Raw genomic sequence first — 12,376 nt, forward strand, 5'->3', positions numbered from 1 at the left:
TTTTAAGAAAATTATGAATATACAAATATTTTTTATATCAATTATTTGCATAACATATCACTCAGCCTTCGCTGATGATTCAATAAAAACCTTTAACGGGCATCAAAATGGTGTCACTTCAATTGCTATTTCAAATAATTTACTAGTTTCTGCCAGCAAGGATCAAACAATAAAAGTCTGGGATATTAAGTCTGGAGCTGAGCTTCGTACTTGTTATGGTCATAATAAGGAAGTCACTTCAATTAGTTTTTCACCTGATGGTAATCAAGCTATTTCTGGTGATTTGGATGGAGCTATAATTTTATGGGATATAAATACTAAGCAAGAACTTCGTACTTTTACTGGGCATACTGATCAAGTTACTGATGTTAGTTTTTCTCCTGATAGTAGCCAAGCCTTATCAGCTAGCAAGGATGGAACAATAAAATTATGGCATGTAGCAACTGGGAAAGAAACTCATAGTTTTACTGGGCATACAGGTAGAGTTGTATCAGCGGCTTTTTCTGCTAATGATTCATTTGTTATTTCTAGTTCATGGGATAACACAATCAGACGCTGGAATATTCATACTGGAGAACATGTAGTTCATTCTGATAAGACTAGGATATTAGATGTAAATTTCCTTATTAATAGTAATTATGCTCTATCAGGTGGCGAAGATCAAACTCTTAAAGTTGCTGTATCAAAAGATGGCAAGGTTTTAATATCAGCCAGCTCAGATAAAACATTGAAACAATGGCAAATTTGTAAAATACCGCCAATAGCTGAATTTATCTTTTATATACATGGTCATGCAACTCAAGATCAATTTAATATTACAAAAGATTATAAATTACAAGCTTCAAAATTTAGAGAATTATTAGACTTAATACCAGATGGTGTTCGACAACAAATTTTGAATTGGCAGGTGTAAAAAATCGTACCGTAATTACTAGCACAGATGATAAGAGTTTAACATGGCAAGTAACTTATTATAGTTTTGCAGAAGCCTTCTTAACTGGGTTACAAAAAGGTGAAACGGTAGGTAGAGCTTTTAAATATGCTAAGAAATTCATAGAAGATAACCCTAAGAGTTTTAGTCGGCAAACCCCTTGGTTAGATGCTAATAGTGATGGAATATCATCAGATGATGATTTTTTCATAGCTGAAAAGCAATATTTAATCAATCCTAAAATTTTGGACTAAAGGAACTTGGAATATTCTAAATAGAACAAACTAGTGATAATCTGACAGATATTAAGATAGATATTGTTTTAAATAAACCTAATTACAAAGTCAGCGAAGAGATCAATTGGAATATTAGTGTTAATGCTGAAAATCAAACACTTTATTTAGGTATAAAATTACCTAATGGTAATGTTGTAGCAATTAATAGTAATACTGAATTTAATAAACAAATTCAACTCGCAAGACAACAAAGTATTTTTATTAATATTCCAATTCCAGAAGATTCCCCATTAGGTGATTACTTAGCAACAGGAAAAGAATTTCAAATGGATGGGAGTAATTGGTTAGCTTTGGATTGTACTGGGTTTAATCTGATATAATTAAACAGTCTTTACCAACTTGGAGTCAAAAAAATATGCGAAGATTTTCATCTTACGGTTCACCAAATAACAAAACCGATTACTACGTACCGAGAGAAGCATTAATTACCAATGCTATCAAACAATTAAAAGATGGACATTACATAACAGTATGGGCACCACGTCAAACTGGCAAAACTTGGCTAATGCAAGAAGTTGTCTCAAGAATTGATAAAGAGGATCAATTTGATGTAGTTTATCTAAGCTTGCAATTTCTTTATGAAGAGAACGATCCCAATATAGTGGCTCAACTCTTTGCTAAGGAATTAATGGAAAAGTTGAATTTAGAACAACTAACGATAAATTCGTTAAAGGATTTTCATCGTTTGTTCAAACGAGGAACTCTCACTAAGCCTTTGATCTTAATTCTAGACGAATTTGATGCTCTTGATACATTGGTAATTGCTAGATTAGTAGCAGTGTTGCGTCATATTTATAATACTCGCCGTAGCCAAACCAATAAATCCACGGCGGAAAAAGATTATTTATTACATGGTCTAGTTTTAATCGGAGTGCGTGCCGTCTTAGGAGTGGAAAATGTCAAAGGTTCACCATTCAATGTTCAGCGTAGCTTGAATATTCCCAATCTTACTCATGATGAAGTAGTTTATTTATTTGATTGCTATCAACGAGAGCAGCAACAAAAAATTGAGCCTGAAGTTGTAGAACGAATCTGGTATGAATTCAAAGGGCAACCGGGGCTTACTTGTTGGTTTGGGGAATTATTGACAGAAACTTATAATCAAGCGACAGATCAAGCGATTACGATGACACTTTTTAAGGGTGTTTATGCGACAGCCCTAGATTTATTGCCCAATAACAATATCTTAAATATCATCAGTAAGGCGAAACAAGAAGCTTATAAGCCTTATGTATTGGAATTATTCCAAACCAGAAAGAAAGTAAATTTTACTTATGATGATCCCATGATCAATTTTTTATATATGAATGGAGTTGTTTCTATAGATGAGGTTAGTTTGACTGAACATTATGTCAAATTTCCTTGCCCATATATACAAAAGCGATTGTTCAATTATTTTGCCAGAGAATTGTATCAAGGAATGGATGGATTGTATGATCCATTTGAAGATTTGTCAGATACCATTACTGGTCAAAATATTGATATTCATCGTTTATTACAACGATATGAGCAATATCTGCAAGCCAATCGAGAGATGGTATTAAAAGATGCGCCACGTCGTAAAAATGATCTACGTGTGTTTGAGGCTGTATTTCAATTTCATCTTTATCTCTATTTGGTTAGTTTTTTTCATGGTTATGAAGTACAAATAGTGCCTGAATTCCCAACTGGTAATGGAGCTATTGATTTATTGATGCGTTATTCCGGGCGATTGTTTGGCTTAGAATTAAAAAGTTTTGCCAATCAACCGGGCTATCGTAATGCCCTCAAACAAACCGCTAAATATGGTAAAAAGTTAGGAGTTACTGAAATTTGGTTGGTGTTATTTGTGGAAGTTGTTGATGATGATAATCGCCAACGGTTTGAAATGGCTTATACTGATCAGAATGGAATTGTGGTACATCCTTTATTTGTGCAAACTGGAAGTTTACTAAAGAATTAATCTAATGCAAAAAATATTAAAAATAATCCTGATTTTATTTTATACCTGCCAAGCGGCTGCTTTTACTGATAATAATAAATTTGGTCAAGCTATTATTATAGCCGCTGGTGGAGCAGACTCTGCAAACAGTTTGTATCCTTATAGTAAGGAATATACTCAACGCATGTATGGCATTCTTAAACAACGCCGTTTAACTGATAATGATATTTCTTATCTTAAATCTGATATACAAGAAGTTGATATTAAAGCTGCATTTAAACAAGCCGCTGAAAATTTGCAAGCTGATCAACAATTTATATTTTATTTACATGGTCATGCTCGTTCAAAGCATTTCATAATCAACCCCAATTATGAATTATCAGCTTCAGAATTAAGTAATTTATTAGACACTATTCCAAAAGGTGTACAACAAGTTATTATCCTTGATACATGTTTTTCAGGTTCATTTGTGGATGAGCTAGCTAACAATAAAGAACGTATTATAATTACCAGTACTGATGATAAAAGTTTAACATGGCAACTCAAATATGCCAGTTTTGGAGATCAATTATTACGAGAATTGCAACGAGGTTATAGTATCAGTGAAGCATTTGGATTTGCTGAACAAATAGTTAAAACTCAAACTCATTTTTTTAAAAACCAAGCACCGGCTTTATATAATAAACCAGAAAAACCAGTTTATTTAGTCACTCAAGGTATTTATGACTTTTTACCGCCAACAATAGAAGTTCATCCTCGTGTAACTATAGAAAACAAAATAGCCGCTACATTATGGCTAAAAGCAACACCGACTCAAGAAACCATTCAGAAAGTACAGGCAATCTTAATAAAACCTAATTTCAGTATTCAAGACTATCAAGGATTAAAAACTGATTTTAGTCGTACAGAAATTGAACTAATTTATAATCCTGCTCAAAAACGCTATGAAATAGTTTATGACCAATTCAAGCAAGCAGGAAATTGGACTATTCAATATCAAGCACAAGGAAATAATGGTTTATGGTCAGAAATTGTAAGCGGAGAAGTAAAGGTAAATAATCCAAACAATAAACAAACTATGATGGATATATCATTAAACAAAAGTATTTATAGAGCCGCTAACAATATGCAATGGAATTTAACTCTAAGCGGCAAAGATATTATGGTAGATTTATATCTAGGAATGACAGATGCAGAAAATGATATAAAAATACTAATTTATCCACAAAATGAATTTAGTGAAGAAGTGAATAATTTCAAAGCTTATATATCAGATTTAAAAATAAATGGACAAAAAACTTACTTCATAAAATCACATTTACCAGAAGATATACAAAAGGGTAGATATGGTACCTGTGGAGTATTAATTCCACCAAATGAAACTTTCAAGCTAGAAGATCAAACTAATTGGATAGATGTTACTTGTAGTGAATTTGCGATAGAATAAATCAAGACGAAAAACCTGACACGTAGTTAGTTAGACCTGACAGGTTTTGGAAACCTGTCAGGTCTGATCCTCACGAGTTTTAGACCTTACACGTAGCAAGACCTGACAGGTTTTGGAAACCTGTCAGGTCTGATCCTCACGAGTTTTAGACCTTACACGTAGCAAGACCTGACAGGTTTTGGAAACCTGTCAGGTCTGGTCCTCATGGGTTTTAGACTTTACACGTAGCAAGACCTGACAGGTTTTGGAAACCTGTCAGGTCTGGTTCTAACGAGTTTTAGAAACAAATATATGTCAAAACCAATACCTTTAATCAGTGGACAATATTATCACATCTACAATCGGGGTAATAATGGAGAAAACTTGTTTTTTGAAGAACGTAATTATGAATACTTCTTTAAGCTATATATCCGTTACATCTATCCTATAGCTGATACATATGCGTATTGTCTGATGAAAAATCATTTTCATTTTTTGGTTAGGATAAGGCTGGATACAGACCTGTCAGGTCTAAGTACACCTGATTATTCCAAGCAATTCTCAAACTTCTTTAATGCTTATACTAAAGCGATTAACAAAACTTACCAGAGAAGCGGCAATCTTTTTGAAAGACCCTTCAAACGTATCTTGGTTAATTCAAATTCTTATCTAATGAATTTAGTTAGTTATATTCACCGTAATCCCCAGAAACATGGTTTTACTGACGATTTTCGTACTTATCCTTATTCATCTTACCAAACTATTTACCAACAGAAAAAGAGCAGGATAAATGGACAAGAAGTGATGAGTTGGTTTCAGAATCCAAGATTATTTGTAGAAGCTCATGATAAATTAGACGAACTGGAAATTCAACATTTAATTGAAGATGACTAAATTTTAATCCTGACAAGTAGTTAGACCTGACAGGTTTTTGAAACCTGTCAGGTCTGATTCCACGTGTTTGATACCTACATGTAGCAAGACCTGACAGGTTTTGGAAACCTGTCAGGTCTGGTCCTCACGGGTTTTAGACCTACATGTAGCAAGACCTGACAGGTTTTTAAAACCTGTCAGGTCTGATTCCAATTTAACTAACGCGGTTTCTCATGACAATGACTACAACCAACCAATTCCCCTTTCTTCAAGGTAATTGACTTCGTACCAGCTTTAGTCGGGAATGTAAAAGTTTTAGTTGCAGTAACTTTCCTAGATAAAGGCGTACCATCTAATTCTTTACCATGACAAGCTTTACAAAGACTTGGACGAGTTAAATACAAGAAATTATGTCGTTTTGGTGTAAATACATCTGTCCAACGATCATCATTAACATTATGCATCTCATGTGGACCATCTGTTGTCATTGGCAAGCTACCCGGTTTATGACAGGTATCACACTCAATGATAGTACCTACATGCCCCTGTAATTGTAAAGAAGTTAAATTATCATTAGCATTAAAATCAGAATTTGACCAAATAGCATGAGTACTACCATGACAGGCTTCACAGGCAACTTCACCATGTGTATCCTTACTTTCTTTAAATAATTTTTTTCTCTGTTCAGCAAAACGAGTATTTTCTGCTAATAAAGGAGAAGCTGAAGGATCACCAGTTTTATAAGCTTGTTTTAAACGGAAATTAAATTTTTTCTTTTTCTCTACTTTTTTCTTTTTCTCTACTTCTTCTTCATATTCAATAACAGTGACAGTATATTCTTTATTAAACACTTCTAAACCTTCGCCTTCTAAATGTCGAACAGCATCACCAGTATGACAAGATTGACAACGTGGTAAATCTTTCCAAGGGCGGCGCATTCCACCATCATTTTTAAAATCAATACTACCGTTTTTTTGTAAAGGATCTACACCAGCTACCGCTAATATATCGCCATGACAATTGTCACATTCTATCTTAGCGTTTTTCATTACTCCTCGTTGACATTGAGTATCTTTGCCGGGATGACATTGATAACAAGTATCTTCTGGTTTGCCCTTTTCAGGAAACATTGACTTACCTTGAGAATCACGCCATTCTCCATGACCCTTATGTAAAGCATAAGATAAAGTAGATTTACCTTGTTGTTCTCCTTGTGGTCCCTGTTGTTTTAAATCTACAGCCGGTGAATAATGACAACGACTACAAAGCACTGGTGTTTCATCTTTTAAAGTAGTTTTGTGTTTGTGATCGTGTAATATTAAAATATTTGTGAGCGATTGCTTAATAATATCACTATCAGGTTCCCAAGTAATATTAGGATTATTAGCGGCTATTTTACCAGTAAGATGACAATTTTCACAATGACCTTCCATACTCACTGGTACTACAATATTAGTACTTGCTAATTCAACACCAGTTTGTTTATCATGGGCACTAATTTTTAACATTGGATAACTATTTTTATCACCCTTATCATCAATAGGTGTTATAGGCACACCATTAGCACTAAACCATTTATGTTTATCATCATAAGTGAATGTTTTCGCCCCGGGTTTATCTGCTGGCATATATAAACCAGTTAAACCTTCTCCCGGTTGCAATGCTGCACCAAATAATTTTTCTGCATATTGCCAAAAATTAGTTTTGTTGACGCTAGTAGAATTGATCGAACCACTGCGATCTGCTACTGCTGAATAACGTACTTCAACTTCACTAGCATCTAATAATTCTGGCTCATCATCCTTGATTTTGACAACTTGTGCATTAATGGCGTTATATGGTGGCAAAATAGACAAAATAGAATAATCTGGATCCATACAGTGCATACCAATGTCGTTAAAAGGCAACACTTTATATTTTGTATTGATCAGCGGCGGATTATCATGTAATCCATCTCGATTTGCATCATCATCATGATAACCATCTTGGTTTTTATCATCATCATGGAAACCATCTCGATTACGATCATCATCATGAAAACCATCTTTATTTTTATCATCATCGGCAAATCCATCACCATCAAAATCATAAGCTATATATTTTTCTAATCCTACATGAAAAATCATTGATGCTAAGGAATTATCATTGATATTAGGCTTTTTACCATGAGGCATTACGACTTGATAAAGTGGATATTTACCCGGTGGTAATTCTAAAGCATTAAAATCTAACCAAGTATATTCACCTTGAAATGTTTGATTTGCTTTAAATGGAACTGGAGATGGACTTACATTTAGTGGTGGAGTTAAATAAGCTATATTACCAGCCAACTTAGTAAATAAATATAAATCACCAGATTCTGGATGATCAAATCTGGCTTTTGCTATTAATTGAGAATTATCGCCACTCAATACTGTTCTAGGAGCAAATAATTCGCCACTCCACACTGATAAGCTGAAACTTAACAGTAGTATAATATATGTTATACGTATCATAATAAATAATTTATGTTCCCATAGTTAATAATTTAGTATTATGTAAAAGTCTTTAAACTTATACATGATCATGATAATATCATACTTTAATTTAATCAAATCAATTTAGGAGCAATTTAATTAATGAAAGTTAAAAAACTTATAATAAGTAGTTTACTGTTATGGCAAGCTAGTATTGCCAATGCACTGGTCATATCTGCCGATCCTAGTTCTTGGGGTTTAGAAGAAGGTAAAGAATGTGTTAATTGTCACCGCATGACAAATGCTGGGCTTTATTTAGAATGGAATAAAAGTCAACACGGTCAACGTGGAGTAAACTGCCTTGATTGTCACAAAGCTGAAACAGCAGATTCAGATGCCTTTTTGCATGAAGGACATTATATTTCTGTAATTGTCAGTCCAAAAGACTGTGCTAAATGTCATAAAGACCAAAATGAACAATTTCAACGTTCTCGTCATGCCAGTGCCGCTAATATAGCTCACTCTTTAGATTATAAATTAGGACATATGGCTGGTGCAGCCGCTGTTAGAGGTGGTTGTGAACAGTGTCATGGTACCAAAATTGAAATTGACGAAGAAGGCAAACCTACTAAAGAAACTTGGCCCAATACCGGTGTAGGTCGTATAAACCCTGATGGTTCTGTTGGTTCTTGTACAGCCTGTCATGCTCGTCACACATTTTCTCGCGCTCAAGCTCGTAGCCCACAAACTTGTGGTAAATGTCACATAGGTCCAGATCATTCTCATTTAGAAATCTATAATGAATCTAAACACGGTATTATCTATCATTCCAAAGTTGGAGAAATGAATTTAGAGTCAGATAAATGGGTGGCTGGTATTGATTATAGTGTCGCACCTACTTGTGCTACTTGTCATATGAGTGCAGCCCCCGGCGTTACAAAAACACATGATGTTAGTGAACGTTTATCTTGGAATTTACGCGACCCTTTGTCTTATCATATTAATTTAGTTCGTTTAGAAAACGGTACACAATATGATTTAGATGATAGTAAAACTCAACCTGAAAAAGGTGATGCAGTAAAAGGCAGTACTGTTAAAGACATTGTTAATTGGAGAAAACGCCGTAGTACTATGAAGACTGTTTGTTATTCTTGTCATACCACCGATTTTATTGATGGACATTACAAACAATTAAAAGATGTTGTTGGATTATATAATGATAAGTTTGCTAAACCATTACAATCAATTATGGATGATTTGGTTAAAATGGGCAAAATAACTAAAGTTCCTTTTGATGATAAAATTGAATGGATTTGGTGGGAAATTTGGCATCGTGATGGTCGTCGCACCCGTCAAGGTTCAGCTATGAGTGGACCCAATTATGTTTGGTGGGAAGGTGCTTACACTTTAATTAAGCACACTTATGTTGACTTTATTACAGAACTTAAAAATGTTGTAGGTAAAAAAGAAGCTAATCGTCTGTTGCAGAAATACATGAAACCGATTCCGGGCTATGAATGGTATTTTGATGCAATCAGTCTGACAGAACCTTGCAATAATAAAAAAGTCTTACCTAGTTTAGGAGAAGCTCAAGGTTATAAATTTGCTGGTGGAATCTCAGTTAATGATGGAGAACATAAAAAAACAATGCAACAGCGCGAAGCTGATAAAATTGAAATATGTGCTACTATTGCTGGTGATAAAGCGGCAGAAATGGTAGTAATAGCAGAAACAGCAAACATTAAATACAATGTCACAGCAAATGGACAAGGATTTGTATGGGATGAAAAAAAACCTGAAGAACTAGGAACATTCCAAAGAGATGCCAATCCAGTATCAGTACCAACTACTGAAAGCATCAAAATCTGGAGTAGCAAAATGGAACTGACAGGAAATATCAAATTCCATATATGGTCGCGCCTAGCAGATGGAACACTGGTTAAAGCACCAGAAGTTATTGATGTGAATATTACACAATAATGCGAGTTTTAGACCTGACAGGTTTTTGAAACCTGTCAGGTCTTGTTTGAAATTTAATTGTTATTCTTCATCTGGATATGGCACAGGATATTGTAAATAACAAGTCATAAGATCAATTTGTTCTTCACTTAAAATCTCAGTTTCTCCCCATGCAGGCATTGCACCTTTTTTACCATAAAAAATAGCAGACTGAGTTTTTTCTATCCCTAATTCTATTATATTTTTTGGTAACAAAGATTTACCAATTTTCCCTTCTCTTGAATCTCCATGACAATAAGCACATTTATTAAAATAAATCTGTTTAGTTTTTTCAAATTCAACAGCGGAAAGTGGAGAACAAGATGGAGTAGGCGATGTAGAATAATCTGTTAAACTGCTAATCCATTCATCAATCAATTCAACCCCTTCTTTATTAACAACCGTACTACCTAGTGGTGGCATTTCTCCTTTCTGCATTTTAAGCGAAATTAAGGAATGTTCAGGATCACCAACTGTAATTATATGATATTGTTGTGGATTTGACTGTTTATAAGATATATTTGATAAGTCAGCTGTCACACGAAAATCATGTGGTCCCTTTCCCCCCGGGCGATGGCAATAGCTACAATTAGTATGCAAATAAGCTCTAGCACGTTGTTCTAGCGGCATATTATATTGTGGTTGAGGAAAATGTACTTGATCATATTTATTTCCATCAATTATACCTAGATGAATCAAAGTATCAATTTGTGGGCTAATATGACCGGTGCTTGAATAGTGATGTAAACGATTCATTTGTATAGTTTCTAAACCTAGAACATCCCCCGCATTTTTGGTATGACATTCTAAACACTGTTCTCGACTAGGATAAATCCAAGTTTGATCATTAATTTTTTTCTGTTTTTCGTCTTCAAGTAAAGTTGCATCTTTTCCGTCTGCATCCCATTCATAGCTATAACCAGCCCATCCATTTTCATCATGATGAACCAGTAAGCGCGTTTCAAAAATCTGATCTTGTAAATAAAAATGCTTAAATAAAATACTACCAATTGGAAATACCCAACGCCCCTCTTTATTAATAGTAATGGTTTTATCAGCAGGTAAAACCATCCAACGTTCTTTAAATGCACCATCTGACCAAAACATTAAATTAACATTATAAGGTATGACTCCTACTACTGGTTTAAGTTTTCCATCGGCAATTGTAACACAGCCAGTTTCAGACAATTTACTAGCAATTGCAGAACGCGCTGGTGCAATACAGGAGGTATTTTGAGTGCGAGGATCAGTATCCAAGCCATGTAGATGATCACCAAGTCTAATTTCAGCAATAGCCCTATTAGATTGTTTATAATAAGCAGAAAAAACATAGTTACCAGCAGCTATTGCTGGAATATTAGAAAACTCTAAAATTGTATCAATAGAATCCTTAGAAAGTATAATATTTTTTTTAAATGGTTCCGGAGTTGGACTAAAACCATTAGCAGTCATAAATAAATCGGTTTTAGGCGTAGTAGGAAGTTGAATATTCACCCATAAATCTACTGGTTCTGTAATCTGTGATTTGTCATTGATATGAGTTTCTAATTTAATGGATAATCGATCATTATGAATATAATAATCCTCTTTTACTTCTTTAAAATTCAAAGATATTGGTGGTTCATTAGTCTCAGCGGCTAAATTTAACCAATAACTACATAATAAAATATAAAATATCTTTTTCATCATTCAAAACCCAGTTGGATTAGCTGTTTGCTAATCCAATTTTAAGTTAATCTCCTACAGTTATGGTTTGAACAGCTAAATTGGAGCGAGTAATATCGGTTCCTGTCAGTGGGTTGGCACTTTTTTCAACCAATATTGCATAGAATACATATTTTCCTATCTCAACAGAAGGTATTGTGAAGTTTTTCAAAACACTATAAGTACTGTTTACTGTTTCCAATGATACTTGGAAAGATTGAGGTTTCAGTGAGTTGAACAATGGTTCAGAAGCAGTGCCTTTTAAAAACACAAATTCATCATCTGGTTTATTGGGCAAATGAATAGCCGCCCACAAGTCAAAACGTCCCTTACTATAAGCAGGAAAATCTGCTATCACTAAATCCACTGTTAGCGTCTCATCCAATTTATAATGATCCTTTAAACCGACAAATTTAATAGTCGCCAAGCTTCTATAAGGATTGGGTGGCATCAAAAAAGAGGGAATATGTGCGCGTCGATAAGCTGCTTCTTTGGGACCATAATTGGTTTCCAAATAGTCCAAAATTTGCTTTTCTTTATCAGCTTCAAACTCCTCCAAATCCTGAGTGTTTTGCATCCAACGAATCAGTCCTAACCAAGTAAGCCTTGTGCCGCTATATTGGATAATATTGCTTGCCGAATGACAACGAGTACAAGTCTTTTTCACCACTTTATAACCATCGGCAATAATTAACCCAGTTTCAGCGTCAACTTCTGCAACCGAAACAGGTGCCACCAGTAATAATGAAATTATTATAAAAATCTTCATGA

At 34.4% G+C, this 12,376-nt stretch carries 9 protein-coding genes; 6 read left to right on the forward strand and 3 right to left on the reverse strand.

What is annotated here, in order from left to right; translation table 11 throughout:
- The first annotated feature begins 13 nt into the window (after positions 1 to 13).
- From BHU68_RS10435 to BHU68_RS18160, 5 genes are all read left to right on the forward strand, one after another.
- A complete protein-coding gene (locus tag BHU68_RS10435; protein WP_069471130.1) occupies positions 14 to 913 on the forward strand; it encodes a WD40 repeat domain-containing protein in 900 nt (299 codons plus the stop codon).
- Entirely contained in the window at positions 901 to 1,185 is a 285-nt protein-coding gene (locus BHU68_RS10440) for a hypothetical protein (protein ID WP_069471131.1), read from the forward strand. Before BHU68_RS10435 ends, BHU68_RS10440 begins: the two co-directional genes overlap by 13 nt.
- Positions 1,186 to 1,582: 397 nt before the next feature.
- Positions 1,583 to 3,169 carry an AAA-like domain-containing protein gene (locus BHU68_RS10445; RefSeq protein WP_069471132.1) on the forward strand — a complete coding sequence of 529 codons (1,587 nt, stop codon included), beginning with the start codon at positions 1,583 to 1,585 and terminating at the stop codon, positions 3,167 to 3,169.
- A gap of 4 nt (positions 3,170 to 3,173) precedes the next feature.
- Entirely contained in the window at positions 3,174 to 4,595 is a 1,422-nt protein-coding gene (locus tag BHU68_RS10450) for a C13 family peptidase (protein ID WP_069471133.1), read from the forward strand.
- Between the two features lie 651 nt (positions 4,596 to 5,246).
- On the forward strand, positions 5,247 to 5,468 hold the full coding sequence (locus tag BHU68_RS18160) for a hypothetical protein (protein WP_253182187.1): 222 nt from the start codon (positions 5,247 to 5,249) through the stop codon (positions 5,466 to 5,468).
- Between the two features lie 197 nt (positions 5,469 to 5,665).
- Here BHU68_RS18160 and BHU68_RS10460 read toward each other — a convergent pair whose 3' ends face one another.
- Positions 5,666 to 7,942 carry a hypothetical protein gene (locus BHU68_RS10460; protein ID WP_069472818.1) on the reverse strand — a complete coding sequence of 759 codons (2,277 nt, stop codon included), beginning with the start codon at positions 7,940 to 7,942 and terminating at the stop codon, positions 5,666 to 5,668.
- 123 nt (positions 7,943 to 8,065) lie between these two features.
- On the opposite strand from BHU68_RS10460, the gene BHU68_RS10465 reads away from it, so the two are divergent.
- A complete protein-coding gene (locus tag BHU68_RS10465; protein ID WP_069471136.1) occupies positions 8,066 to 9,883 on the forward strand; it encodes a multiheme c-type cytochrome in 1,818 nt (605 codons plus the stop codon).
- A gap of 60 nt (positions 9,884 to 9,943) precedes the next feature.
- On the opposite strand, the gene BHU68_RS10470 is transcribed toward BHU68_RS10465, so the two are convergent.
- Together BHU68_RS10470 and BHU68_RS17705 are read right to left on the reverse strand one after the other, a co-directional pair.
- On the reverse strand, positions 9,944 to 11,590 hold the full coding sequence (locus BHU68_RS10470; RefSeq protein ID WP_069471137.1) for a c-type cytochrome: 1,647 nt from the start codon (positions 11,588 to 11,590) through the stop codon (positions 9,944 to 9,946).
- A gap of 43 nt (positions 11,591 to 11,633) precedes the next feature.
- Positions 11,634 to 12,374, reverse strand: a complete 741-nt coding sequence (locus BHU68_RS17705) for a hypothetical protein (RefSeq protein WP_069471138.1) — start codon at positions 12,372 to 12,374, stop codon at positions 11,634 to 11,636.
- Positions 12,375 to 12,376: the final 2 nt, after the last annotated feature.

The organism is Candidatus Marithrix sp. Canyon 246 (assembly GCF_001723685.1).
GTDB lineage: Bacteria > Pseudomonadota > Gammaproteobacteria > Beggiatoales > Beggiatoaceae > Marithrix.